Origin of the sequence: Streptomyces sp. NPDC056061 (assembly GCF_042266885.1) — a bacterium.
Classification (GTDB): Bacteria; Actinomycetota; Actinomycetes; order Streptomycetales; family Streptomycetaceae; genus Streptomyces.
This window is the reverse complement of sequence record NZ_JBHJWQ010000011.1, coordinates 15,502-41,786: the sequence shown is the minus strand read 5'-3', so window position 1 is coordinate 41,786 and position 26,285 is coordinate 15,502. Positions and strand designations below refer to the sequence as shown.

19 protein-coding genes, 1 pseudogene and 1 riboswitch are annotated in these 26,285 nt (G+C 72.3%); of the genes and pseudogenes, 11 read left to right on the top strand and 9 right to left on the bottom strand.

Annotated elements, in window-relative coordinates; all coding sequences use genetic code 11:
• Positions 1-425: 425 nt before the first annotated feature.
• Complete coding sequence (cobN, locus tag ACFC79_RS17770; protein ID WP_376241081.1) at positions 426-4,016, bottom strand: cobaltochelatase subunit CobN; 3,591 nt, start codon at positions 4,014-4,016, stop codon at positions 426-428.
• Between the two features lie 52 nt (positions 4,017-4,068).
• Positions 4,069-4,145, bottom strand: a riboswitch (cobalamin riboswitch).
• A 102-nt stretch (positions 4,146-4,247) separates the two neighbouring features.
• On the opposite strand from cobN, the gene cobG reads away from it, so the two are divergent.
• Genes cobG through ACFC79_RS17755 form a run of 3 tightly spaced genes read left to right on the top strand, consistent with a single transcriptional unit; the run spans position 4,248 to position 7,695 of the window.
• Complete coding sequence (cobG, locus tag ACFC79_RS17765; RefSeq protein WP_376241316.1) at positions 4,248-5,543, top strand: precorrin-3B synthase; 1,296 nt, start codon at positions 4,248-4,250, stop codon at positions 5,541-5,543.
• Positions 5,540-6,211, top strand: coding sequence for a precorrin-8X methylmutase (locus tag ACFC79_RS17760; RefSeq protein WP_376241079.1), 672 nt, complete (start codon positions 5,540-5,542; stop codon positions 6,209-6,211). The genes cobG and ACFC79_RS17760 overlap by 4 nt, the downstream gene beginning before the upstream one ends.
• The gene (locus tag ACFC79_RS17755) at positions 6,208-7,695 is read left to right on the top strand and encodes a precorrin-2 C(20)-methyltransferase (protein WP_376241077.1); all 1,488 of its coding nucleotides are present in this window, start codon (positions 6,208-6,210) and stop codon (positions 7,693-7,695) included. The genes ACFC79_RS17760 and ACFC79_RS17755 overlap by 4 nt, the downstream gene beginning before the upstream one ends.
• A 28-nt stretch (positions 7,696-7,723) precedes the next feature.
• Here the strand turns inward: ACFC79_RS17755 and ACFC79_RS17750 are convergent, their stop codons facing one another.
• Positions 7,724-8,476 (bottom strand): cobalt-precorrin-6A reductase, encoded by a 753-nt coding sequence (locus ACFC79_RS17750; RefSeq protein ID WP_376241075.1) that lies wholly within the window; start codon positions 8,474-8,476, stop codon positions 7,724-7,726.
• Positions 8,477-8,494: 18 nt separating this feature from the next.
• Here ACFC79_RS17750 and ACFC79_RS17745 point away from each other — a divergent pair, with 18 nt between their 5' ends.
• Complete coding sequence (locus tag ACFC79_RS17745) at positions 8,495-9,631, top strand: cobalt-precorrin-5B (C(1))-methyltransferase (RefSeq protein ID WP_376241073.1); 1,137 nt, start codon at positions 8,495-8,497, stop codon at positions 9,629-9,631.
• Positions 9,632-9,900: 269 nt separating this feature from the next.
• Here ACFC79_RS17745 and cobM read toward each other — a convergent pair whose 3' ends face one another.
• The 3 genes from cobM to ACFC79_RS17730 form a co-directional block, all read right to left on the bottom strand.
• Complete coding sequence (cobM, locus tag ACFC79_RS17740) at positions 9,901-10,650, bottom strand: precorrin-4 C(11)-methyltransferase (protein WP_376241071.1); 750 nt, start codon at positions 10,648-10,650, stop codon at positions 9,901-9,903.
• Positions 10,647-11,909, bottom strand: coding sequence for a precorrin-6y C5,15-methyltransferase (decarboxylating) subunit CbiE (cbiE, locus tag ACFC79_RS17735; protein WP_376241069.1), 1,263 nt, complete (start codon positions 11,907-11,909; stop codon positions 10,647-10,649). Before cbiE ends, cobM begins: the two co-directional genes overlap by 4 nt.
• 597 nt (positions 11,910-12,506) lie before the next feature.
• Positions 12,507-13,373: a peptidoglycan DD-metalloendopeptidase family protein gene (locus tag ACFC79_RS17730; RefSeq protein WP_376241314.1), complete on the bottom strand. Its 867-nt coding sequence runs from the start codon at positions 13,371-13,373 to the stop codon at positions 12,507-12,509.
• A 303-nt stretch (positions 13,374-13,676) separates the two neighbouring features.
• Between ACFC79_RS17730 and ACFC79_RS17725 the strand changes: the two genes are divergently transcribed.
• From ACFC79_RS17725 to ACFC79_RS17715, 3 genes are all read left to right on the top strand, one after another.
• Complete coding sequence (locus tag ACFC79_RS17725) at positions 13,677-14,360, top strand: tyrosine-protein phosphatase (protein ID WP_376241067.1); 684 nt, start codon at positions 13,677-13,679, stop codon at positions 14,358-14,360.
• A 52-nt stretch (positions 14,361-14,412) separates the two neighbouring features.
• Positions 14,413-15,498 carry a polyprenyl synthetase family protein gene (locus ACFC79_RS17720; protein ID WP_376241065.1) on the top strand — a complete coding sequence of 362 codons (1,086 nt, stop codon included), beginning with the start codon at positions 14,413-14,415 and terminating at the stop codon, positions 15,496-15,498.
• An 882-nt stretch (positions 15,499-16,380) separates the two neighbouring features.
• Positions 16,381-18,810 carry a SpoIIE family protein phosphatase gene (locus ACFC79_RS17715; RefSeq protein WP_376241063.1) on the top strand — a complete coding sequence of 810 codons (2,430 nt, stop codon included), beginning with the start codon at positions 16,381-16,383 and terminating at the stop codon, positions 18,808-18,810.
• Positions 18,811-19,330: 520 nt separating this feature from the next.
• Here ACFC79_RS17715 and ACFC79_RS17710 read toward each other — a convergent pair.
• From ACFC79_RS17710 to ACFC79_RS17700, 3 genes are all read right to left on the bottom strand, one after another.
• Entirely contained in the window at positions 19,331-19,855 is a 525-nt protein-coding gene (locus ACFC79_RS17710; RefSeq protein ID WP_376241061.1) for an AAA family ATPase, read from the bottom strand.
• Positions 19,856-20,227: 372 nt separating this feature from the next.
• Complete coding sequence (locus ACFC79_RS17705; protein WP_376241059.1) at positions 20,228-21,406, bottom strand: GDSL-type esterase/lipase family protein; 1,179 nt, start codon at positions 21,404-21,406, stop codon at positions 20,228-20,230.
• Between the two features lie 27 nt (positions 21,407-21,433).
• Positions 21,434-22,063 (bottom strand): TetR/AcrR family transcriptional regulator, encoded by a 630-nt coding sequence (locus ACFC79_RS17700; protein WP_376241057.1) that lies wholly within the window; start codon positions 22,061-22,063, stop codon positions 21,434-21,436.
• A gap of 71 nt (positions 22,064-22,134) precedes the next feature.
• Here ACFC79_RS17700 and ACFC79_RS17695 point away from each other — a divergent pair.
• The 3 genes and pseudogenes from ACFC79_RS17695 to ACFC79_RS17685 all read left to right on the top strand — a co-directional run bounded on the left by ACFC79_RS17695 (position 22,135) and on the right by ACFC79_RS17685 (position 24,511).
• Positions 22,135-22,627: pseudogene (locus tag ACFC79_RS17695) on the top strand (FBP domain-containing protein).
• 576 nt (positions 22,628-23,203) lie between these two features.
• Positions 23,204-23,644 (top strand): hypothetical protein, encoded by a 441-nt coding sequence (locus tag ACFC79_RS17690; protein WP_376241056.1) that lies wholly within the window; start codon positions 23,204-23,206, stop codon positions 23,642-23,644.
• A gap of 510 nt (positions 23,645-24,154) precedes the next feature.
• Entirely contained in the window at positions 24,155-24,511 is a 357-nt protein-coding gene (locus ACFC79_RS17685; protein WP_376241054.1) for a hypothetical protein, read from the top strand.
• 383 nt (positions 24,512-24,894) lie between these two features.
• Here the strand turns inward: ACFC79_RS17685 and ACFC79_RS17680 are convergent, their stop codons facing one another.
• Complete coding sequence (locus ACFC79_RS17680; RefSeq protein ID WP_376241312.1) at positions 24,895-25,353, bottom strand: DinB family protein; 459 nt, start codon at positions 25,351-25,353, stop codon at positions 24,895-24,897.
• A 103-nt stretch (positions 25,354-25,456) separates the two neighbouring features.
• Here ACFC79_RS17680 and ACFC79_RS17675 point away from each other — a divergent pair, with 103 nt between their 5' ends.
• Entirely contained in the window at positions 25,457-25,882 is a 426-nt protein-coding gene (locus tag ACFC79_RS17675) for a hypothetical protein (protein ID WP_376241052.1), read from the top strand.
• The last annotated feature ends 403 nt before the right edge of the window (positions 25,883-26,285 follow it).

Here is a 26,285-nt window from a genome sequence, read left to right as displayed (position 1 = left end):
GAAATGACGGCCGGGCGTTGCGGGCCGCGAACATTTCCGGTCACGGGGCCGTGCAACTGGCGTCCCTCCCGGCACCGGTGCCCGAACAGGCACCGCCGTACCGTCGCGACGCCCGGCACCACGTTCACCGAACCGGCCGCACGCCCGCGTACGTTCCCTGTGACGGCGTGCGGCCGCCACACCGGTGACACGCACCCCACGCCGCTCGTCGGCGGGCACACCGTGCCCGCCGCACCATCGCCCAGGTCGGCCGTGGACCCGGCGTCGGCAGGCCGGGCGCGGAGCGGCCCCGCCGCTTCCCGGCTCCGTACCGGAGCGGGGGAACGGCGGGGCCGCTCCGCATCCTCGGACCCGCTGTCGGGCCGGGTGGCGGTGGAATTGCCGTCGGCCGTCGGGCGTCCACCGGGTGCGCAAGGGCGTGGGGGTCAGTCCTCGCCCTCGAGGCCGCCCTCCGTCTCCAGGTACACCCTGCGCAGTTCCTCCAGGACGGCGGGATCGGGCTCGGCCCACATCCCCCGCGACTGAGCCTCCAGCAGCCGTTCGGCGATGCCGTGCAGGGCCCACGGGTTCGCCCGCTCCAGGAACTCGCGGTTGGTGGGGTCCAGGACGTAGGTCTCGGTGAGCTTGTCGTACATCCAGTCGGCGACCACACCGGTCGTGGCGTCGTACCCGAAGAGATAGTCGACGGTGGCGGCGAGTTCGAAGGCGCCCTTGTAGCCGTGGCGACGCATCGCCTCGATCCACTTCGGGTTGACGACCCTGGCGCGGAAGACGCGGGAGGTCTCCTCGACGAGGGTGCGGGTGCGGACCGTCTCGGGCCGGGTGGAGTCCCCGATGTACGCCTCGGGAGCCGTCCCGCGCAGCGCGCGGACGGTGGCGACCATGCCGCCGTGGTACTGGAAGTAGTCGTCGGAGTCGGCGATGTCGTGCTCGCGGGTGTCGGTGTTCTTCGCCGCCACCGCGATGCGCCTGTACGCCGTCTCCATCTCCTCGCGGGCGGGACGGCCGTCGAGTTCGCGGCCGTAGGCGTAGCCGCCCCAGACCGTGTAGACCTCGGCGAGGTCGGCGTCCGTGCGCCAGTCGCGGGAGTCGATGAGCTGGAGCAGGCCGGCGCCGTAGGTGCCGGGGCGCGAACCGAAGATGCGGGTGGTGGCGCGGCGTTCGTCGCCGTGGGTCGCGAGGTCCGCCCGCACGTGCGCCCGGACGTGGTTGACGTCGGCCGGTTCGTCCAGATCGGCGGCCATGCGCACGGCGTCGTCGAGAAGGCCGATGGTGTGCGGGAAGGCGTCGCGGAAGAAGCCGGAGATGCGCAGGGTGACGTCGATGCGCGGACGTCCCAGTTCCTCGTACGGGATCGGTTCGAGCCCGGTGACCCGTCGCGAGGCGTCGTCCCAGACCGGGCGGATGCCCAGCAGGGCCAGCGCCTCGGCCACGTCGTCACCGGCGGTGCGCATCGCACTGGTGCCCCACAGGGAGAGGCCGACGGAGGTCGGCCAGTCGCCGTTGTCGGTGCGGTAGCGCTGGAGAAGGGAGTCCGCGAGCGCCTGGCCGGTCTCCCAGGCGAGCCGGGACGGGACGGCCTTGGGGTCGACGGAGTAGAAGTTGCGCCCGGTCGGCAGGACGTTGACCAGGCCCCGCAGCGGGGAACCCGAGGGGCCCGCCGGGACGAAGCCGCCGGCCAGCGCGTGCACGGCGTTGTCGATCTCATCGGTGGTGGCCGCGAGCCGGGGGGCGACCTCGCGCGCGGCGAACTCCAGGACGGCGGCGACCTGTTCGCCGTGTTCCGTGGGCACCGCGGCCGGGTCCCAGCCGGCGTCCTCCATCGCCTGGACCAGCGCGCGGGCCCTCTCCTCCGCCTCGTCGGCGGTGGTCCGGGTGGCGGCGGACTCGTCGAGCCCCAGGGCCTCGCGCAGACCGGGCAGGGCGGTCGTGCCGCCCCAGATCTGGCGGGCGCGGAGGATCGCGAGGATCAGATTGACGCGGTCCCCGGCCGCGGGCGGAACGCCGAGGACGTGCAGGCCGTCGCGGATCTGGGCGTCCTTGATCTCGCACAGCCAGCCGTCGACATGGAGCAGGAAGTCGTCGAAGCCGTCGTCGTCCGGCCGGTCCTCCAGTCCGAGGTCGTGATCGAGACGGGCGGCCTGGATGAGGGTCCAGATCTGGGCGCGGATGGCGGGGAGCTTGGCCGGGTCCATGGCGGAGATCTGGGCGTACTCGTCGAGGAGTTGCTCCAGTCGTGCGATGTCGCCGTAGGAATCGGCACGGGCCATCGGCGGCACCAGGTGGTCGACGAGGGTGGCGTGCACGCGGCGCTTGGCCTGCGTGCCCTCGCCGGGGTCGTTGACCAGGAACGGATAGACGAGGGGGAGGTCGCCGAGCGCGGCATCGGGGCCGCAGGCGGCGGACAGGCCCGCGTTCTTCCCCGGCAGCCACTCCAGGTTGCCGTGCTTGCCCAGGTGGACCATGGCGTCCGCCCCGAAACCGCCGTCGGCCTGCGGGGCCGCGATCCAGCGGTAGGCGGCGAGGTAGTGGTGGGAGGGCGGCAGATCGGGATCGTGGTAGATGGCGATCGGGTTCTCGCCGAAGCCGCGGGGCGGCTGGATGAGGATCAGCAGATTGCCGTGGCGCAGCGCCGCGAGGACGATGTCGCCCTCCGGGTTGCGGCTGCGGTCGACGAACATCTCACCGGGCGGCGGGCCCCAGTGCTCCTCGACGGCCGTGCGCAGTTCCTCGGGCAGCGTGGCGTACCAGCGCCGGTAGTCGGCCGCCGGGATACGGACCGGATTGCGGGCGAGCTGTTCCTCGGTGAGCCACTCCTGGTCGTGGCCGCCGGCCTCGATCAGCGCCCGGATCAGCTCGTCGCCGTCGCCGGACACCAGACCGGGGACGGCGGTGTCGCCGTAGTCGTACCCCTCGTCACGCAGCCGGCGCAGCAGGGCGACGGCACTGGCCGGCGTGTCCAGCCCGACCGCGTTGCCGATCCGGGAGTGCTTGGTGGGGTAGGCGGACAGGACGAGCGCGAGGCGCTTGTCGGCGGGCGCGATGTGCCTCAGGCGGGCGTGGCGCACGGCGATCCCGGCCACCCGGGCGGCGCGCTCGGTATCGGCGACATAGGCCGGAAGACCGTCGGCGTCGATCTCCTTGAAGGAGAACGGCACCGTGATCAGCCGGCCGTCGAACTCGGGCACGGCGATCTGGCTCGCCGCGTCCAGTGGGGAGACGCCCTCGTCGTTCTCCTCCCAGGAGGAACGCGAACCGGTCAGACACAGGGCCTGGAGGATCGGCACGTCGAGCGCAGTGAGCGCACCCGCGTCCCAGGACTCGTCGTCGCCCCCGGCCGACGCCTCGGCAGGCCGGGTACCGCCCGCGGCCAGCACGGTGGTGACGATCACATCGGCGGCGCGGAGCGCGTCGAGCAGTTCCGCCTCGGGTGCCCGCAGGGAGGCCACGTACAGCGGGAGCGGCCGTGCGCCGGCCTCCTCGACGGCGTCGCACAGTGCGTGCACGAAGGCCGTGTTGCCGCTCATGTGATGGGCGCGGTAGTAGAGCACGGCGACCGTCGGGCCGTCGACGCCGTCGCGGGCCTCGCGCTCCAGCGGGCCCCAGGTCGGCGCGGGCGCGGGCGGCTCGAAGCCGTGGCCGGTGAGCAGCACGGTGTCGGAGAGGAACCGGGCGAGCTGTTCGAGGTTGGTGGGACCGCCGTGGGCCAGATAGGCGTGCGCCTCGGCGGCGATGCCCACCGGGACCGTCGAGGCGGCCATCAGCTGGGCGTCCGGAGCCTGCTCACCGGTGAGGACGACGACCGGGCGGCCGTCGGCGAGCAACAGGTCGAGGCCGTCCTGCCAGGCCCGGATGCCGCCGAGAAGGCGCACGACGACCAGGTCGACACCGTCGAGCAGGGCCGGGAGTTCGTCCAGCGCGAGGCGCGAGGGGTTGGCGAAGCGGTAGGGGACCGGGCCGCTCGCCGCACGGGCGCTGAGCAGGTCGGTGTCGGACGTCGACAGGAGAAGGAGCATGCGGCGTCTGGCCTTCCTCGGGGTCCGCGCCCCGGGCGGTGTCGGACGGCGGGAGTTCCTGACTCGCCCGCCCCCTCGGGGGCGGGCTCACAGTGGCGGGACCGCGCCGGATTCGCACCGGGCTTCCTCCCCTGTCGCCGTCGTGGCGATGGTGGATCGGGTGATCCACCGATGAGCATAGTAAGGGCCCATCGGAAGAAGGCGGAGCGTGCCGCCGGTGTGATGATGGGTATGCTCGCCGCCATGTCCACGGCTGCCCTCCCACCATCGTCCCAGGCCACAGCGGTCTCACGGGACCGTGGCGATGCCTGCCCGGGCACGCTGCGCCTGCACGGGGCGGACGACGGCGCCCTGGCCCGGATCCGCGTCCCCGGCGGCGTGCTCACCACGGCTCAGGCCGAGGCGCTCGCCGACGCGGCACAGCGGTTCGGCGACGGCAGGCTGCACCTGACCTCGCGCGGCAACGTCCAGGTGCGCGGGCTGGCGGACGAATGCGGAGCCGAGCTCGCCGAACTGCTGACCGGCGCCGGGCTGCTGCCCTCACGTGGCCACGAACGGGTCCGCAACATCGTCGCGTCGCCGCTGTCCGGTCTCGACGGGCACGGGCTGTGCGACGTGCGACCCTGGCTCATCGGCCTCGACGCCCTGCTGTGCGCGAACGAGGCGGCACGGGAACTGTCCGGCCGCTTCCTGTTCGCGCTCGACGACGGACGGGGGGACGTGGCCCGCCTCGATCCCGATGTGACCGTGCGCGCGACCCCGGACGGCGGCGCCCTGCTCGGCCTCGGACCGGGCGACGCGGCGGTGCGCGTCGCCGCCGTGCACGCGGCCCGAGCGGCGATGACGGCCGCGGAGACATTCCTGGACGAGGTCCGGGCGAGCGGGAACCACGTCTGGCGCGTCGCCGAACTCGGCCCTGCCCAGGACCGGTTGACACACCGGCTCCACGCACGGCTGACGGCCGCCGGCATCGCCTTCGACGAGCGTGGCCGTGACGGCGGCCGTGCGGACGGTCCACCGCCGGGGATCGTGGGCGCCGCGCTGTCCGTGCACGTCCCGCTCGGCTCCTTCTCACCGCACCAGTGGCGGGAGTTGGTCCGGACCGCCCCGGACGAGCTGCGACTGACCCCGTGGCGCGGCGTCGTCGTCCCCATGCGGGGGGCGATCCCCGACCGGCTCACCGACGCCCTCGCACGCCTCACCGCCACCGGTCTCGTCGGCGACCCCGCGTCGCCCTGGCCGCGCGTCGGCGCCTGCATCGGTCGGCCCGGATGCGCCAAGTCCCACGCCGACGTACGCCTGGACGCGGCACGCGGCCTCGAAGCGGCCGACGGCGGTGGCCTTCCCCTGTACTGGTCCGGCTGCGAACGCCGCTGCGGACACCCCCGCGGCGACCGGATCGACGTCGTCGCCGGCCCGGACGGCCGCTACCGGCTGTCCACCGCCGCGGCGGGACGAGAACCGCGCACCGTGACCATGGACGACCCCTCCCGACTCGCCGCCGCCCTGGCGGCGATCACCTCATGACCCGTACGACGACCGAGAGCAGCGAGAAGACCACGGTGACCACTTACGACTACGAGAAGGACGGCGCGGCGATCTACCGCGAGTCCTTCGCCACCATCCGCGCGGAGGCGGACCTCGCGGCCCTGCCGGCCGACATCAGCCAGGTCGCGGTCCGCATGATCCACGCCTGTGGAATGGTCGACCTCGTACGGGACCTGGTCTGCACGCCCTCCGTGGTGACCGCCGCCCGGAGGGCCCTGCGCGCCGGGGCACCCATCCTCTGCGATGTGCAGATGGTCGCCAGCGGCGTCACCCGCAAGCGGCTGCCCGCCGACAACGACGTCCTGTGCACCCTCTCCGACCCGGCCGTCCCGGAACTCGCGGCGAAGCTCGGCACGACGCGCAGCGCCGCCGCCCTGGAACTGTGGCGGGACCGGCTGGAGGGATCCGTCGTGGCCGTGGGCAACGCGCCCACGGCCCTCTTCCGGCTGCTGGAGATGATCGAGGAGGGCGCACCCCGTCCGGCCGCCGTCATCGGGGTACCGGTCGGCTTCGTGGGCGCCGCCGAATCCAAGGACGCCCTGACCACGCACCCGTCCGGCCTGGAGCACCTGATCGTGCGCGGCCGTCGCGGCGGCAGCGCCATCGCCGCCGCCGCGCTCAACGCGATCGCGAGCGAGGAAGAATGAGCGGCAAGCTGTACGGGGTCGGCCTCGGCCCCGGTGACCCCTCGCTGATGACCGTGCGCGCCGTCGAGGCCATCGCCGAGGCGGACGTGATCGCCTACCACAGCGCCCGGCACGGCCGTTCCATCGCCCGGTCGATCGCGTCCCGGCACCTGCGCGCCGACCACATCGAGGAACCGCTGGTCTACCCCGTCACGACGGAGACCACCGACCACCCGGGCGGCTACCGGGGCGCCATGGAGGAGTTCTACGCCCGGTCGGCCGCCAGGCTCGCCGAGCACCTGGACGCGGGCCGCACCGTGGCGGTGCTCGCCGAGGGCGATCCGCTGTTCTACGGCTCCTACATGCACATGCACAAGCGGCTCGCCGACCGGTACGACACCGAGGTCGTCCCCGGCGTCACCTCCGTGTCCGCCGCCGCCGCCCGTCTGGGCTCCCCGCTCGTGGAGGGCGAGGAGGTGCTGACCATCCTGCCCGGCACCCTGCCCGAGGAGGAACTGACCGCACGGCTCGCCGCCACGGACACGGCGGTGGTGATGAAACTGGGGCGCACGTTCCCCAAGGTGCGACGTGCGCTGGAGGCATCCGGACGGCTGAGCCGGACGCGGTACGTGGAACGGGCCACCATGGAGGGCGAGCGGACCGCCGAACTCGCCGAGGTGGACACCGAGTCGGTGCCGTACTTCGCCGTGGCCGTGCTGCCCAGCCAGGTGGACGCCGAGCGTCCGGAGCAGGAGCCGGGCGAGGTCGTCGTCGTCGGCACCGGACCGGCCGGTCCGCTGTGGCTGACTCCCGAGACGCGCGGGGCACTCGCCGCCGCGGACGACCTGGTCGGCTACACCACCTACCTCGACCGCGTCCCGGCGCGCCCCGGCCAGGTCCGGCACGGCTCGGACAACCGGGTGGAGGCCGAACGGGCCGAGTTCGCGCTCGACCTGGCCCGGCGCGGACGCCGGGTGGCGGTCGTCTCAGGCGGCGACCCGGGCGTGTTCGCGATGGCCACCGCCGTTCTGGAGGCCGCCTCGCAGCCCGAGTACCTGGACGTCCCGGTGCGTGTGCTGCCCGGGGTGACGGCGGCCAACGCGGCGGCGGCCCGCGCGGGCGCCCCGCTGGGGCACGACTACGCCACCATCTCCCTGTCCGACCGGCTCAAGCCGTGGGAGGTCATCGCCGAGCGGCTGCGCGCGGCGGCCTCGGCGGATCTGGTGCTCGCCCTGTACAACCCCGGTTCGCGCAGCCGCACCTGGCAGGTCGGCAAGGCACGCGAACTGCTGCTGGAGCACCGGGCACCGGACACCCCGGTCGTGGTCGCGCGGGACGTGGGCGGCGCCACCGAGGAGGTGCGGATCGTCCGCCTCGGGGAGCTCGACCCGGCCGAGGTCGACATGCGCACGGTGCTGCTGGTCGGCTCCTCGCAGACCCGGGTCGTACGGCGCGGGAACGGTGAGGAGATCGCCTGGACGCCCCGTCGCTACCCCGAGGACTGAGCCGGGGCGGGCGCCCCGCCGCCCGCGCTCAGCCGGTGTGCGGGCCGGCCCCTTCCAGGACCCAGCGGGCGGCGGCGACGGGGTCGGGCACGACCGGGACCCCGTCGGGCACCGGCGGCCGACGGACGACGACCACGGGCAGCCCGGCCTCCCGCGCCGCGGCGAGCTTCGGCGCGGTGGCCGCCCCGCCGCTGTCCTTCGTCACGACGACGTCGACACGGTGGCGGCGCAGCAGTTCGCGTTCGCCGTCCAGGGTGAAGGGGCCGCGGTCGAGCACCACCTCCATGCGGGGCGGGTGCGGGGCCCCGGGCGCGTCCACGGACCGGACCAGGAACCACAGCTGCGTCAGGTCCGCGAACGCCGCGAGACCCATCCGTCCCGTGGTGAGGAACACCCGCCGCCCAAGCCCGGGCAGCAGCCCGGCGGCCCCGGCCAGCGAGTCCGCGGCATGCCACCGGTCGCCCTCGACCGGGACCCAGCCGGGGCGGCGCAGCGCGAGCAGGGGAACATGGGCCAGGGCGGCGGCCCGTGCCGCGTGAAAACTCATGACCTCGGCGAAGGGGTGGGTGGCGTCGATGAGCGCGTCCACGGCGTGTTCGCGCAGCCACGCGGCCAGTCCCTCCGCCCCGCCGAAGCCGCCGATCCGCACCCCGCCCGGCGGCAGCCGGGGACTGGCGACCCGCCCGGCGAGCGAGCTCGTCACGGTCGCACCGGGCGTCGTGTGGAGCAGTTCGGCGAGGGCGCGGGCCTCCGTGGTCCCGCCGAGTATCAGTACGTGCATGGAGGTACGGGTCCGTTCATGAGCGGTGGAACACAGGGCGGCGGCACGCCGAAGGGCGGCCGCTCCGCCCAACTCAAGCACACCGGCCTGCGGCCGGGGTGGACCACGGGCGCCTGCGCGACCGCCGCCGCCACGGCCGCGTACACGGCCCTGCTGGACGGGGACTTCCCCGACCCGGTGACCATCACCCTGCCCCGGGGCCAGACGCCGTCGTTCGCGCTGGCGGCCGAGGAGCTGACCGGGGAGTACGCGATGGCCGGGATAGTGAAGGACGCGGGCGACGATCCCGATGTCACGCACGGCGCACTGGTCCGGGCCACGGTGCGGCGGCTGCCCGCGGGCTCCGGTGTCGTCTTCCGGGCGGGTCCCGGCGTCGGCACGGTCACCCGGCCCGGCCTTCCCCTGCCCGTCGGGGAACCCGCCGTCAACCCCGTTCCCCGCGAGCTGATGCGGAAGCACGTCGCCCTGGTCGCCGAACGATACGGCGGCACGGGCGACGTCGAGATCACCGTCTCCGTCGACCACGGCGAGGAGATCGCCCGCTCCACCTGGAACCCGCGCCTCGGCATCCTCGGCGGCCTGTCGATCCTCGGCACGACGGGGATCGTCGTGCCGTACTCCTGCTCGGCCTGGATCGACTCGATCCGGCGCGGCGTGGACGTGGCCAGGGCGGCAGGCCGCCGACACGTCGCCGGGTGCACCGGATCGACGTCGGAGAAGACGGTCGTCACGGAGTACGGCCTGCCGGAGGACGCCCTCCTCGACATGGGAGACTTCGCGGGCGCCGTCCTGAAGTACGTGCGACGCCACCCGGTGGACCGGCTCACGGTGTGCGGCGGGTTCGCCAAGCTGTCCAAGCTGGCCGCCGGGCACCTCGATCTGCACTCCGCCCGTTCCCAGGTCGACAAGGGCTTCCTCGCCGAACTCGCCCGGCGCGGCGGTGCGGACGAGCCCCTGGCCGTCGAGGTCGCCGCGGCGAACACCGGCCTCGCCGCGCTCCAGCTGTGCCTGGCGGCCGGGGTGCCGCTCGGGGACCTGGTCGCCACGGCGGCCCGCGACGAGGCACTGGCCGTACTGCGCGGGGCGCCGGTCGCCGTCGACGTCATCTGCATCGACCGGGCCGGCACGGTCGTGGGTCGCAGCACGATCGCCTGAGGGCCGGCCCGCACTCCGGTGCCGGATCGGCCCGCGATTCGGTCGGGGTGCATCGTGCGGCGCGGGAGCGCCGGCATGCCGGACCGCCTGCGGGCGTACGTGGGCGCTCCGGCGAAGCCGTGGAGTGCGGGGCCGTCGTCGGGCGCCCGCCGGGAACGACGGGACAGCCCTTGCCCCGTGTCGCCGAGCTGCCGTCCGCCGCGCGCCGCCCGGCGGACGGCAGGGCCCAGCACGGCGAGGCACGGTACGCGAGCCCCGGGCTCGGGGCGTCAGCACACGTGGCGTTCGCGCTCCGCGGAATACAGGTGACTGTCCCGGAACTGCTCCGCCCCCAGCGTTCGCCCGACCATGATCACGGCGGTGCGCAGCACCCCGGCGTCCTTCACCTTGCCGGCGATCTCGTCCAGCGTCCCCCGGATGATCAGCTCCTCGGGGCGGGAGGCGTACGCGACGACGGCGGCAGGGCAGTCGGCACCGTAGTGGGGGAGGAGCTCGTCGACCACCCGGTCGACGTACCTGGCGGCCAGGTGCAGGACGATCAGCGCACCACTGCGTCCGAGGGTGGCCAGGTCCTCGCCCTCGGGCATGGCGGTGGCACGGTGGGCGATACGGGTGAGGATGACCGTCTGACCGACGGTCGGCACGGTCAGTTCCCGCTTCAGGGCGGCGGCGGCCGCGGCGAACGCGGGCACCCCGGGCACCACCTCGTACGGCACGCCCGCCGCGTCCAGCCGCCGCATCTGCTCGGCGACCGCGCTGAACACCGACGGGTCGCCCGAGTGCAGCCGGGCCACATCGAGCCCCTCCTCGTGCGCGCGGACCAACTCGGCGGTGATCCGGTCAAGGTCGAGCTGCGCGGTGTCGACGAGACGTGCCCCCGGCGGGCACTCGGCCAGCAGCTCGCGGGGGACCAGGCTGCCCGCGTACAGGCAGACCCGGCAGGCGGCGAGCGTACGAGCACCGCGCACCGTGATGAGGTCGGCGGCGCCGGGGCCGGCGCCGATGAAGTACACGGTCATCTGACTGCTCCTGGAAGGGGATCGACGGTCTTTTCCACGCTCCACTGGGTCACCGGCATCGCCTGCCGCCACCCGGTGAAGCCGCCCACCGGCACGGCGTGCGCCACGGCGAGCCGCACCAGTTCGCCACCGAGACGCCGACGGGCGTCCGCGAGCAGGGCCTCGGACTCCAGCGTCACGGTGTTGGCGACCAGCCTTCCCCCGGCGGGCAGTGCCTCCCAGCAGGTGTCGAGGAGACCGGGGGCGGTGAGTCCGCCGCCGATGAACACGGCGTCGGGGGCCGGGAGTCCGGTCAGGGCGGCGGGTGCGGCACCGGGAACGACCCGCAGCCCCGGGACACCGAGTCGTTCGGCGTTGCGGGTGATGCGCTCCGCACGCACCGGATCGCGCTCGACGGTGATTGCCCGGCACGAGGGATGGGTGCGCATCCACTCGACGGCGATCGACCCCGATCCGCCGCCGATGTCCCACAGCAGTTCGCCGGGTGCGGGGGCGAGCGCGGCGAGAGTGGCCGCGCGCACGTGCCGCTTCGTGAGCTGTCCGTCGTGTTCGTAGGCGTCGTCGGGGAGTCCGGGCACGGCACCGAGCCGCGGCGCGTGGTCGGCGCGGTGGCATTCGACGGCGACGACGTTGAGGGGGTCGCGGGCCGGGTGCGTCCACGCGTCGGCGGTCTCCTCGGCGGTCACGTGTTCCTTCTCACCGCCGAGTTGTGCGAGCACCCGCAGCCGGCTCGGACCGAAGCCCCGTTCCCGCAGCAGCGCGGCGACCTCGCGGGGCGTCCCGGCACCGGAGCTGAGCACGAGAAGCCGGCGGCCGTCGTGCAGAGCCGCGGCGAGGCGGGCGACGGGCCGACCGACCAGCGTCACGACCTCGACGTCCTCCACCGGCCAGCCGAGCCGGGCGCAGGCATGGGAGACCGAGGAGGGGTGCGGCAGCACCCGGACCGAATCCGCCCCGATCTCCTCCGTGACGGCGCGGCCGATTCCGTGGAACATCGGGTCACCGCTGGCCAGGACACACACCCGCCGCCCCGCGTGCGCGGCGAGCAGACCGGCGACGGCGGGGCGCAACGGGGAGGGCCAGGCGATCCGTTCGCCGGCGCACCCTGCCGGCAGCAGGTCCAGCTGGCGCGGTCCGCCGATCAGGACGTCGGCGTCGGCGAGGGCCTCACGGGAGGCGCGGGGCAGACCGTCCCAGCCGTCGGCTCCGATGCCCACCACAGTGACGGCGGGGGACGGGCCTGGTCGTGCGGGGGTCACGCTCGCCACCTCTGGATTCGGGAGTGCTGGTCGGAAGGGATTTCCGCAGGGCAACAGTCGCGCACTCTACTGGGCGGCGGCGCGTGTCCTCTCAGGCGGGTGCGCACCGCGGAGCATGCTTTTGCCGCGCGCGATCCACGACCGTCACCGAGGGGAGAGGCCGGGTGCGGGGCGCCGCGTCCTCCCGGACGAGACCGGCGCGGGCCGCGCCAGGGAGGGGCGGCCGGTAGGTCGTGCGCCGACGTCGGGCACGGACGAAGGCGCGGCACGGTCGTGTTCGAGGCCGCGGGCCGCGGGCAGCCGAACGCCGTCGGGCCCGTGGTCCGGCGTGCACGGGGCGAGGCCGGGTTCGGGCCCGTGTACTTCGGGCCCGCGCACGTCGGAGCGGTCGCCCTCACCACAGGACCGGATCTGTCGGTCACCCCAGGACCGGGCCTGTCGGGTGCGGCCGTCGGCGGTCTCCTCGTCCGCGTGGATGGCGGACCGGCCGTGCCCGACGTGCCGGTCGACCCGTCGGCGCCCCCGGCCCGCGCTGGGTCGGGCCGGGGGCGCCCGCGCCGTCCGGCGGGGGCGCCCAGCGGTGGGTCCGTCGGGCGGTCACCCGACGAGGGCCTCCCAGGACTTCGGTCCCACCAGGCCGTCGACGGCCAGGCGGTTGGCGCGCTGGTAGGCACGTACGGCGGAATCGGTCACCGAGCCGAAACCGCCGTCGACGGCGAGCCCCGCGCTGTGCTTGTTCAGCACCGTCTGGAGGGCGCGCACGTGAGATCCCGAGCTACCCGAACGGAGCGAGTGGACGAGGTGCGGCCAGGTCTTCGGGCCCACCTGACCATCCGCCACCAGCCCCCGGGCGGACTGGAGCTTCTTGACCGCGTTGACCGACACCGAACCGTAGGCGCCGTCGGCGACCAGCGAGGTGCCGCGCTGGGTGATCAGGTACTGGATGGCCTTGACGGTCGCCCCCGCGGCTCCGGGGCTGATGGAGGACCAGCCGCCACCCAGGTCCACACCGCGCGCGGCCAGGTAGGCGACGGGGTTGGTCGTGGACCCCAGCTTTCCGGTGTGCGTCTCGAAATGGAGGTGGGGGCCGGTCACACGACCGGTGGCGCCCATGTCGGCGATGCGCTGACCGGCGGCGACCTTGGCGCCGAGGGCGACCCGGAAGGCGCTGAGGTGCCCGTAGTAGGTGTACCGGCCGCCGCCGTGCGAGACGACCAGGCCATTGCCGGTGCGCCCGGTCAGGACGTTGGCGCCACGGCGGATCACCGTACCGGCGGCCGCGGCGTAGACCGCCGTCCCCGTCGAGTTGGTGACGTCCTGGCCCGCGTGCGGGTATCCGCCGCGCGAGGCGCCGTAGTGCCCGCCCGCGGGGAAGTGGCCCCGGGCGGGATTGCACCAGCTGCCGTCCTTGAGTGTCGCCGCCGAGGCGGACGAGGTGAGGGCGGGCAGGCCCGTCAGCGCCACGCCGAGCCCGGCACCGGCGCCGATGAGGAGCCCTCTGCGGGACGGGCCGGCGGCACGTCGATCCTGCTGTTCCTCGGCCGCACCGTCACCCGGACCGCACTGCTCGCGCATGTATCCGTCCTCCTTGGAGACCCCGTTGGTTCTACGCGCGTTGGTTCTACGCGCGTTGCTTTGGCGAGAGCATGCCAGAATAGGGTTTGCCGCTCCAGGGCCCGGAGCACTGAATCGGGGCGGTTGTGCGGCCCGTGCTCCGCCGCCGGGCGGGAAACGGCGGGGGCGGAGCGGATCTCCTATCATCTGTCGATGATCACACGCACTGACCGGCGCGAACATGCCGTCCACGACATCCCGGGCGTCCGGAACTTCCGCGACGCGGGCGGCATCGGATCACTTCGTCGCGGGGTGCTCTACCGTTCCGGTGCCCTGGACGCCCTGACGCCGGAAGGCGCGCAACAGCTGGGGGAACTCGGCGTGCGCACCGTGATCGACCTGCGCAGCGTGCCGGAGGTCGAGGCCAAGCCGGACCTGCGTCACGGCCTCGACCACGAACACAGCCACCTTCCGGTCTTCGTCGAGCAGCGCTGGCCCGAGGACCAGCGGGAGCTCTACCCCGCCATGGCCGAGTGCGCCGGCCGGACGACGGCCGCGATGATCCGACGGCTCGTCGCCCCGGGGGCGTTGCCCGCCCTTGTGCACTGCGCCTCGGGCAAGGACCGCACCGGGGTGACCGTGGCCGTCCTGCAGACTCTGCTTGACGCGTCCGAGGCGGAGATCACCGAGGACTTCCTCCGCTCGAACACCGCCCTGGGGCTCGCCGACGCACGGACCGGGGGAGGGCGCGGACACGGCCGGCGCCCCGTCACCGCGACCCACCTGCGCCGCGCCATGGTCTGGATCCGCAGCCACTACGGGTCCGTACCCGAATACCTGCTGGCACACGGCGCCGAGGAGGCCGAACTGCGGGCGCTGCGCACCGCCTTGACGTGATATCGCCCGACAGGACGGCCGCGGGGCCGGGGAGCAGGAGGAGGACCTCGTCATGACCGATGCCACCGGGCTCGGTGAGCAGGTGCTGAAACGTGCCGCCCGGCACGAGCAACGCTTCAACACACTCTTCGAGGAGTACTTCGACACGTTGAGCACCGGGCTCGACATGCCGCCGTTCAGCCGATTCACCCCGGAGTGCCTCCGGCTGCTGCGGGATCTGTCCCTGCGCGGCGGCAAACGCATGAGAGTCGTCCTCCTCCACGAGGCGGCCCGCCTGACGACCACCGAGCCGGTCGACGGGCTGGACGCCGCAGCACTGAGCATCGAGCTGCTGCAGACCCACGGCCTGGTGCATGACGATCTCATCGACAACAGCCCCACCCGCCGGGGAGGCCCTTCCACCTACTACGCCTACCGAGACCGGTTCCCCCGCCATCCGCAGGTGGCCCTCGGCCTCACCGTGCTCGCCGGTGACCTCGCACTCGCGCTGTCCCTCCAGGTGCTCCTGGACGCCGATCTGCCCGTCGCGGTGCGCCAGGCCATGGTCGAGGTGCAGACGAGGGCGGCAGCCGACACGTTCATGGGGCAGATCGCCGATCTGGAGCGGGACTTCACCACCCCCGACGAGGACGTCCTGCACGGTGTGGCCGACTACAAGTCCGCCCGCTACTCACTTCTCGCCCCCCTGCAACTCGGGCTCCTCGCCGCAGGGGAGCAGCCCGCGCCGTTCGACGCGGAACTGCGCCGGTACGCACGGCTGGTGGGGATCTGCGGGCAGATGCGCGATGACTACCTGGATCTGTTCGGGGACGCCACGACCATGGGAAAACCGACCGGCACGGACATACGCGACGGGAGGCGCAGCTACACCGTCGACGCCCTGCTCCGGGCCGCGGACGGAAGCGAGCGAGCCCTGGTGGAGGCTGCTCTCGGGGATGCGGGAATTACGCCGGAGACCGTTGCCGTCATCCGGGAGATCGGCGAACGCCGCGGTGTGCCGGCCAGGATGCGGGCCGCCATGCGGCGCCATGCGGAGCAGGCCGCGGCGGAGGCGGTCGGCTGGCGGTCCCGGTGGCGTGCGGACGCGGTCGCCTTCTTCGAGCAACTGCCGCGGTGGAGCATCGCGCGAACCCGGTGACCCGGCCCGTCCACGGGAGCCCCGATCTCCCCGGGGAGCTGCTCCCTCCTTCCCGTCGGCCGCCGCGCACCGTCGGCGCCGCGGCCGGAGGCATCACCGGGATCGTGGTGGGTGCGGCTCGCGCTCCGGCGCCTGACGCCGCACACGTGCCGCTGATTCCTGAGCTCCAGGACCGCCTGTTCCGTCGCGTCAACATAGGTTGGCCTTGCCCGAGTTCATCGAAGGGGGATTCGTGGCCAATCCATTCGAGGGCGAGGACGAGGACGAGGACGAGGACGGGGACGGCGTGTGTCTGGGGCTCGTCAACGACGAGGGACAGCACTCGCTCTGACCGTCCTTCGTCGGGGTGCCCGGCGGTGGTGTCGCACTCGGCGCCGACGTGCCGCTCGACGACGACAGCGGTGCGGAAACGCATACCGCTCGCGGCTGCCCCTGCCACCGGGGCCGCGGGGGAGGAGTGGCCTCCCGGCCGTCTTCATGCGCGCCGCCACCGCACGGCTGCATCGAGGGCGCCCGCCTGCACACATGCCCGCGGACGCACGAGAGGGCTCCGGCCTCGGGGCGAGTGCCGCCGCGCGGGCGGTCCGGGGCAGCAGTTCGTCCGCACGCGGACTGCCGCTACCGGCGCGGTCCCGTCCGCCTCTTCCCGAAGGCGCCGGTGGATCCGCCGGGAGGAGGCGTCGGGGGCCGGGACGTCCCACGCGCTCGGCGCATTTCCGGACCGCTTTTGCCTGGGGCGACGTTGCCGCTGGTCATCGACGCGTCGTCGTCGGCGGGGAGCCTCTACGAGCGTTTTCGGCTCCCGATGGCGGAGCAGTATGCGCCGGAATTGTCCACAATGTACTTACCTTGAGGTAACTCCGTAGAGGCGAGGACAGCGGGATGGGAGCATCCACCGAGGACGCTTTGGGCCGGTCGTTCCCCTTCGACGACATCGCCACGGCCGTGCTCGATGACCGGGGCATCGTGCTGTGCTGGTCCCGGGCGGCCGCCGACCTGCTGCAGCGCACGACCCAGGAAGCCTGCGGTTCCCCCCTGTGCAGCCTCCTCGACGCCTCCTCCCGCAGACGATGCGAGGACAGCCCGCAAGGATCCGGAATCCCGTCGGCGGGCCGCGCGGTGCTCCGCCGCACCTCCGGCGATCAGATCAAGGTCGCCTTTCGCGTGGTGCGGCTCGAGGGCTCGTCGCAGAGCCTCGTCCTGGCCCTTCCCGCCCGACACCTCGACACGTGGAACCAGGACACCGCCCTCGCGCGCGCACTGTTCGCCCAGGACCGGATCGAGATCGGCATCCACGGGCCGGACCTGACCACGGTGCGCACCAATGCCGCCGCCCCCGGTGCGTCCGACGCTCCCGCCCTGCTCCTGGGCGGCCTCCTGGGGGAGACGCTGTCGCCGCAGGGCGCGGAGGAGGCCGAATCGGTGTTGCGCCGGGTCCTGGACTCGGGGGTGCCGCTGATCGGGTGGGAGCATCAGGCGGGGGGCCCAACGGTTCCCGGCGGACAGTGGTCGCTGTCCGCCTTCCGCCTGGAGGACGCCCGGGGACGGCCGACGGGTGTCGCCACCATGCTCGCCCCCTCCGCCGCCCAGCAGCGGGACCTCCACCACCTGGATCTGCTTCACGAGGCGTCCGAGCGGATCGGCACCTCCCTGAACGTCCTCCGTACCTCGCAGGACCTGGCCGAAGTCCTCGTCCCGGCATTCGGCGACGTGGCCTGGGTGGAACTCGCGGAGGCCATGCTCCAGGGCGACGAGCCCCCCAAGCTGGTCGGCGCGGGGCTGTGGCACCTGCGCCGCGCCGCGGTGGTCTCGGCCACCGGCGCCGTCCCCAGCGATCTCCTGCAACCGGGCAAGGACGTCCCCCCGTTGCCCGACCCGCCTGTCCTGCGGAGGCTGCGGTGCGGCGAGACCGTCCTGGCCTCCGTGCAGGAGGCGAGCGAGCAACTGGGACCCGAATTGGCCCCTCTGTTCGTGCCCGAGCGCGGGCACTCGGTCCTCTACTCCCCGCTGTTCGCGCGCGGCCTGCTGCTCGGCGCTGTCGTGGTCTGGCGAACCGACCGCCCCGATCCCTTCGTCGAGGAAGACCGCAGACTCCTGTCGGAGATCGCCTCCCGTGCCGCGCTGAGCGTGGACAACGCCCGTCGGTACACCCGGGAGCACCGCGCTTCCGTGGCACTGCAACGGCGCCTGTTGCCCCGCACCACCAGTGACATCCCCGCGGTCGAGGCGGCGGGCAGCTATGTGCCGGCGGGAGGCGGGGCCGACATCGGCGGTGACTGGTTCGACGTGATTCCGCTGCCCTCGCTCCGCGTGGCGCTCGTCGTGGGGGACGTCGTCGGTCGCGGTCTGCACGCCGCCGCGACCATGGGGCGGTTGCGCACGGCGGTACAGACCCTTGCCGATCTCGAACTGGATCCCGACGAGCTGCTCACCCATGTCGACGACCTGGTCCAGCAACTCGCCGAGGAGGCCCGGCCCGGCCAGCCGAGTGTTGTGGGCGCGACCTGCCTGTACATGCTGTACGACCCGGTCAGCCGCCAGTGCGCGCTGGCCAGCGCGGGCCATCCGCCGCCCGTTCTGCTCCACCCGGACGGCACGGCCGGGCTGATCGAGATCGCGCCCGGCCCGCCCCTCGGAGTGGGCGGCATGCCGTTCGAGGTCACCAACCTCCGGCTGGAGCCCGGCAGCGTTCTCGCGCTGTACACCGACGGGCTCGTCACCCTCGACGGGCAGGACATCGAAGACGGCATGTCGGAGTTGGCCGACAGGCTCGCGGCGATCTGTCACGGCGAAGCGGCGCCGCCCCTGGACGACGTCGGCCGGTCCCTGCTCTCCCGGACGACCGAGGCGCCGTCCCGCGACGACGTGGCCCTGCTGCTCGCCCGAACCAGGGCGCTGGCGGACGACTCGACCGCCGCCTGGCGGTTTTCCGCCGATCCGGCCATCGTGACCGAGGCCCGGGAAGCCGTCACCCGGCAACTGGCGACGTGGAGTCTGGACCATCTCGCGTTCACCACAGAACTTATCGTCAGTGAACTGGTCACCAACGCCATCCGGTACGCGGGCGGCCCGATCGTCCTGCGGCTCATCCGCGACAAGGTGCTGATCTGCGAGGTCTCCGACCCCAGCAACACCCAGCCACGGCTGTGCCGGGCCCGTTGGACCGACGAAGGAGGCCGCGGCCTGTACCTCGTGGCCCAGCTCACCACCCGCTGGGGCAGCCGATACGGCCAGCGGGGCAAGACCATCTGGGCCGAGCAGTCCCTCGCCCCTGCCGTGGACCAGAGCCCTTCCGGAGCCATGATCGCTTGATCTGTTCCTGCCCGTTGGCGGTACGCACGAAGGTAGCTTGAGACGGCCCTGTGGGCTGCAACTCGGACGTGAACAAGGTGGCGACGGCGGACGTCACCGTCCGGTGACACCGCTCGCCCGATTCCGTGGCCATGACCAGGAGTCGGCGCGGTCCGCCGTTGCGGTCCCGCGCCCGTTTCCGGCCGTTCCCGCAATGTTCACCGCGACCGGCCGGTACCCGATGGTCCCGGCCCGGAACGCGAGCGGGCCACGACCCCGCCACGCCCGTCCCGCCGACCCGACCAGCAGCTCATCACCTTGACCGCCGAACCCGGCACGCCGAGCCGCGACCGTCTGCGCATCCTCGCCCCATGGGCCGCACAAGCCGACGAACACCCTGCGCCGGACCCCGTAGGGCCTGTCCTGCGGGCCGTCGCGGGATTGCTCGGCACGGCTGCGCTGCCGAGGTGCGCCATGGCCGACCGGGGCCCCGCGTCCGGAGCCGAGCCGAGCCGAGTCGCGCCGAGTCGGTCCGGCGCAGTCACCTGAACGATGGCCATCGGGCGGCGGCCCACTCTCGCCAGTCCACCCATCCAAGGGGCGGGCCGACGGCCGCCCGGCCTCCCAGTTCCGCTGCGTCGGGTTCTTCGAAGTGCGCCCGTCCGTACAGGATGTCCGCCTCGGTCATCGGGAACGTCTCCTCGGCAGCGGTCGTCCTGCGCCGGGCGATCCGGGCGCGCTGGGTCTCATCGTCCACCGGCAGGTAGACCATGCGGAAGCACGCGCCCTCGGCCTCCACCAGCCGGCGGATCGCTGACCGTTCGTCCCGGGACCAACAGCCGAAGTCCAGCACGACGTCGGTGCCCAGCCCGATCGCATCCAGGGCGAGCCGGAGCATGCGTCCCTCCAGCACATCGCGCTTGCCGTCCGACTCCGCCTCGCCGAAGAGGGGAAGCATCCAATCGTCGGGCGTCAGGCGCAGCGCGCCGTACCCCTCGGCGAGCTGACGGGCTCTCGTGGTCTTTCCGGCCCCTGGTAGGCCGACCATCAGGAACAACGTGGTCACACACGGATCGTGTCAGAGAAGCCGGATCGATGACCACCGTTGTGTCCGGCTGATCACGGCCTGAGCCACAGGCGGATCGAGACGGTGGTGACGGGTGCAGCGGAAGACGTGGACGCGCTCGTCGTGGCGCGCGGCCGTCCGATGGCAGGGACGAACACCGCGAGGCGGAAGTGCTGCGCGGGGCGTCGCCGACGCACTGCACCGCTCGGACGTCGCCTCTCGGAGGCCGGGGACGTCTCGGTGACGAGCAACGGCCGCCCCGGGTCCGGCGAGTGGCACGGAGAACGGGGCAGCGGCGGCGCCGGCTCCGTGCTCCGCGCCGATTCAGCAGGTGACGCCGCCCCTCGGCAGCCCCGGACCGGAGCGATGTGCTCAGCCGGTCCCGGCGGCGAAGGGGCCGCTGTCGCCGAACGCGAGCCGACCGAAGTTCTCGCCGATACGGCGGTGAGCCGCGGGATCGGGGTGGACCTCGTCGGGCAGTGGGAACTCGGCGTAATCCTTCTCGCCGTACAGGTCACGGCCGTCGAGGTAGTGCAGCTTCGGGTCGTCGGCCGCTCGCTGTTCGACGATCCGGGCGAGCTCGTCGCGGATGATGCCGAGCGTGAGACGCCCGGCGGCGCGTTCGGCCGGATCGCCCGTGGCCTTGAACCGCAAGGTCCCGCCGTCGAAGTCGGGCATGAGGGGGCCGGGGGTGTCCTCCTGGACCGGACACAGGATGGGCGACACGACGAGCAGCGGCGTGGTCGGGTGCCCGTCGCGGATGGTGTCGAGGAATCCGTGCACCGCGGGGCCGAAGGCGCGCAGGCGCATCACGTCGCTGTTGACGACATTGATGCCGATCTTCAGGCTGATCAGGTCCGCGGGGGTGTCCCGCATCGCACGAGCGGTGAACGGGTCGAGCAGCGCGCTGCCGCCGAACCCCATGTTGACCAGCTCCACTCCGCCCCGGGCAGCTGCCAGGGCGGGCCAAGTGGCAGTCGGATGGGTGGCGTTCGAGCCGTGGCTGATGGAGCTGCCGTGGTGCAGCCACACCCTGCGCCCGCGGTCCGTTGCCGGTTCGATGGGGGCATCGGTGCGCAGGGCGATCAGCTCGGTGATCTCCGTATGCGGAAGCCAGATCTCGATGTCCTTGTCATGTTCGGGTAGACCAGTGAACCGGGCGGTGCCGACGGGGCCCTCGGTCAGCTCGGAGGACTGGGTGACCATGTCGGTGATCGTGCGCACGTTTCCGCCGGCCACCGTGGTCCGGGCGGCGAGACGGCCGTCGATCAGCAGGTCGTACACACCGTCGGGCGGGGACGGAAAGCCTCGGTAGACCCGCTTGGTGGGCAGTGTGTCCAGGTCGATGTGCGTGGCCCGGGTGCGGAAGGCCAACCGCACGCCGGAGGGCTGGGCCTCGGCCACGGCCAATTGGGTGTCGGGTATCTGCCGACGGGCCCGAGCGGGCAGCCGATGCGGCAGCAGACCGTGCGCGGTCGCTTCCACGTCGAGGTGACCGCGCAGGATGTCCGCGGTGACGCGTGTGGTGATCCAGTCGTGCTCTGCGTTCATTGCCTCAGCCTTGCTCAGGGTTTTCGGTCATCGGGCATGTCGGTTCCCGGCGTGGGCGATTGCCTCCGGCGGCGCAGCCGCATCTGGTCGGCGTGCGCCGCGGTTCCGTAGCAGAGTGTCGAGGGAGTCCACGATCCAGGCCCAGGATTCCTGCGCCCCGGGGGCGCTGTGCTCGAAGCCTCCGGCCAGCTCCAGGCTGACGTAGCCGTGGAACACGCTGCCCAGCATTCGGACCGCGTGCGTCTGGTCCGGCTCCGTCAGGTCGTAGCCGCGCAGGATCGCCCGCGTCATCTGTGCGTGCCGCACCCCGGCACTGGCCGCCGCCGTCTCGGGATCGAGCCGGAGGCGGGCGGCGGCGTAGCGACCGGGGTGCTCCCGGGCGTAGTCGCGGTAGGCATCCGCGAAGGCGGCAAGGGCGTCCTTGCCCGCACGTCCGGCCAGTGCCTCGGCCACTCGGTCGGCGAGTTCTTCCAGCGCGAACAGCGCGATCCTGGTCCGGAGGTCCTGGGAGTTCTTCAGGTGCGAGTACAGGCTCGCGACCTTGACATCGAACCGCCGGGCGAGCGCCGAGACGGTCACCTGGTCGAAACCGACCTCGTCGGCCAGCTCGGCCCCCGCCAGCGTCAGGCGCTCCGGGGTCAGTCCTGCTCTAACCATAATCTTCCTCCGATCTGGCGAGTTTCATTATGTATTTGCCTAAAGCTTTTAGGCAAACTGGCCTACGGTTCATGAAACCCCTGACCGAGCGGGAGATCCGCACCGCCTTCGTGAACTGCACCGAGGGCGAGGCCAAGCGCCTGTCCATCCCCCCGTGACTCGGTCGAGCGCCCCTGGGACGATCTGGACTTCCTCGGCTGGAGGGACCCCAGGCCCCCCGGCCGGGCCTGCCTCGCCACCGAGTCGGACGGCCTACCGACGGCACTCGCCCTGCGCTGCCCCGCCAACACGCCCAGGCGGACGCGACGCGGCATGTGCTCGATGTGCATGACCACCCACGCCGGGGGAGTCCCACTCATGGTCGCCGCGAAGGCGGGCAGGGCGGGACAACAGGGAAACTCGGTGGGCGCCTGCATGTGCAGCGATCTCGCCTGCCCGCTGTACGTGCGGGGCACGAAGGACGCGAGCATCGGCGCACGGCTCCACGAATCGCTCACCGTGGAGGAGAAGATCCAGCGGACCGTGACGAACCGCGCGGCGTTCATCGCCAAGGTCACCGCATGAGGTGACCCGCCGCGCACATCACGCGGTGCGTGCTCAAGAGCCGACGCGGGTGCCTCGGGTCCCGACGGTTGCTCCCGCCCGTGCTCGTCCACGAGCTCGGGCGGCGCCAAGGACACGCACCCGGCACGGAGGTGTGCGACCGACTCACCCCCACCGGCACTGCCGGCGATGGCTCGGCCCCTGCCGTCGGCACCCGGGGCGAGGCCGACAGCCGGCCGAGGGCGCTTCGACATGGGTATCGCTCCCCTCACGCGTGCGGCGCAGCGCGTCGTGGAACTGTCGACAACCGCTGCCGAGCTCCGACCGGTGAGAACGCCGATACATACCGGAGCGACACGATCGTGCCGGGCAGCCTGCCATCGGCAGTGCCTCCACCCACGGGCCCGGGCGCTGAGCCCTCCACAGGGACAGGCCATTGCAGCCCGGGCACCGAACGCGCGATGGCCCGGCTTGCCCGACACCGTTGCCCCATCGCCGCCACGAACGAGGGCCACTCATTTCCTGGCCTCCGCGGACATCGTCTGCGCCCGCATCCATCACGGACCCACCGGACGGGACACCGCTTAGGCTCGTCACATGAGCGATCTCTATGAGCTGCAACTCGCCCTCGACCTGCGAGACTCGCTTTCCCCTGCCGAACTCGGCTATCTGCGAGGGCACTTGGGCGAATCCATGGATGCGACAGAGGAGGCCGTCATGGCGGAGGGGGACACATATCCGCTCCTGTCCTCGCGCGGCCCCGCGTGGCGCATCGGCGGTGTGCTGGTCGGCAGCCTCTGCCGAGGGAGCCGGGGCTGGTCGCTGACGATCAGGCAGGAGGTGCATCCCGACCAGTTCGATGACCTCCAACACCTGCTGACTCTGCTGGGAACATGGACGACGTCGGTCGGCACCATCGGATACCTGCGCTTCTACGAGACCGAGGCCCCGGACGTCCTGATCGCCGACTCGGGACGAGTGCGACGACGGAGCCTCACCGGTCCGGACTCGGACGAGGAAGACCTGCTCCCCGTCTGACCTGTCGGCCCACCTTCCCGGACCCCCTCGCCCCGCACCCGGCGTCGTTCCGTCATCCCGCCGTCCCCTCGGATCTCCGGAGGGCAGATGTACCCGCAGGCAGGGCGGGGCGGCGCAGTCCCGGAGCCATGGGGCGAAGGAAGCGTCGCCCCGCGTAATTCCGGACAAACCTTGAGCGGCCGGCGGACAGGGGGGCGAGCGGTCGGTCCCGACGAAGTCCTGCCCGCCATCGGCATGTTCCTGTTCGCCTGCGGTTCATCGGCCCGGGCTCCGGCTTCGCCACGGAGCGGCCGGATCGCCCGTCCGCCGGGCAGGGACATCACCGTTTCGCGGGTTCCTCGGCACCAATACACGAGAAGCCGCTGGCGAACCGTTTGAATGGTGGCCTCGGTCCGCCTCGGGAATGGCGGCATCCCGATGCCGACGCTGAGCGCTGCGACTGGTTCCTGGAATTTCTTCCGATCCATGGGCAGGCCATGCCTGCACGACGTCCGCAAGGAGAACAAGAGGATGAACGCGCCGATGAGAACCGTGGCCGCAGGAGCGGTCGGCATCGCCGTACTGGCCCTGGCAACACCCGCAGCGAGGGCCGTCGGCGAGAACACGGGCGGGAAGCCCGGCGTCATCTGCGGCACCGATGGCACATCGGGGCTCACGGTGGGGACGGCCCATGCCAGGGACTGCGCCGCAGCACTCCAGGTCGCGAGCGCCTACACGCGGGGCTGGAACAACGGCGCTGATGGGGTCACGATCGTCCATGCCGCCGGATCGGTCTGGAGCTGTCGGGAACGGACGGGCCCGCTGAATCCATATCAGGAATGTGTCGAGACAGGCGGTAACAATCGGAGGGTCACCCTGACGTCCTGACCGAGACGCCCGTCGATGCCGCAGGCCCGCTGGCGGTCCCGTCCCGCCGAGTGCGGGCGAACCCCCGGGACGACTGAACGCCGTCGCGCGCGGTGCCGAATGCTGCTGGCACGTCCGCGAAGCTACTGCCTGAGCACCGCAAGGACTTGCTCGAACTGTGCGCGCAGGGTGACGGTCGGACAGGTGGTACCGCGGCGGCCGGGACATCGATCACGCCCAGGGCGTCATCCGTACCGACCGGCGACCGGACCGCTCCTGCCTCCTCCGTGTCCGGTTCAGCGGTGGCGGTGTTCGTCGGCACGGAGGCCCGGTCGGCCGACGGGATCGGGGCCTGCCCCGATCTTGCCCGCATGTAGTGGCCGTTGACGCAGGTGCTTGCGTGCTCAGGCGCCTGTGGTTCCGTCGACGCCCTCACGCAGGAGGTCCGCGTGTCCGTTGTGTCGGCCGTACTCCAGGAGCACGTGCATCATCACCATCCGCAGTGATACTTCCTCGCCCCATCTCGGCTGATGTCCGGCCTGGTCCAGCGAGTCCGCCTCCTGCTCGATGCGGCGTGAGGTCTCCACCTCGGCCTCCCAGGCGGCGAAGGCCTCGCCCCCGGTCGACGCGCTTGCGTCGTACGCCGCCTGGAAGTCGATCTCGTCGGACCAGACCAGGCGTGCATCGTTGTCCTCGAAGACTCGACGGAACCATGCACGCTCCACCTCAGCCATGTGCCGCACCAGACCGAGCAGGGAGAGTGTGGACGGCGGCATCGACTGCTGTCGCAACTCCTCGTCGGTAAGCCCTTCGCACTTCATGGCGAGGGTCGCTCGGTGGTAGTCGAGGAAAGCCCGCAGCATCTCGCGTTCGCTTCCGAAGGCGGGTGGTCCTGTCCGGCTGTCGCTGCCCACTGTCCGTGCTCCTCATCCGTGCCTGCATTCAGGAGCAGTAATCTATTCCCGCTTGGCCGTCCGCGGACGAAAAATATCGGCCCGTTCGAGGCTGTCACTGCGAAGGCCGCTGGTCACGGCAGTCTGCGCGGCTCATCGGTCGCCCGCGGGCCGATCGCTCGCCCGGGCTGCCCGGCGGCTCGGAGAACTCGACTCCCGGCTCGCCGACGTCACCAAGTCCGACACCGTTCACGCACTCGTCGACACCGGCGATGTACTGATCACGGCTGTCGGACCGTTCGAACGGTTCGGATACAACACAACACAAGTAGTTGTTGATGCCGGTGCCCACGACGTGGGCTCCATCGGAGACGGCGGGTTCGTGCGCGACCTGCAACAGCGCCACCGCAACCGCGCCCGCGCCGCCGGCGTCGACGTGATCCCTGTCTTCGGCTCCGACTGCGTCCCGGGCTTCCTCCCCGGCACCATGGCAGCATGACAGGTCGGCACGTACGTGCACGGACTGGACATCGGCTACTTCGTCACCGCTCACTGTGCGGCGGGCGAGGACTCGGCCAAGGCACCCGCAAAACTCTCGCAGACGACATCACCCGCCCCACCGCCGTCCGGAAGCACAACCGGCTGGTCGACGAACGAGCCGCACGCCACGTTCGCACACTCACCGTGAGAGGACGCGCCAAGCACCCCTGGACGCAGGGGGCGGAGGAGAAGGCACCTCAGCCGACGTCTGCTCGCACACGAGAGCACCGACGACGGCATCGATGACCTGCTCGTTCGGACAGTGCGGCCGGAGAAGCGCGCCCGTTGCGTGCCCGATGCGACGGGGGCGCAGAGAAGTACGGGGAGCACAGAGACGTATCGCGACCCTCCGAAACGGCCGT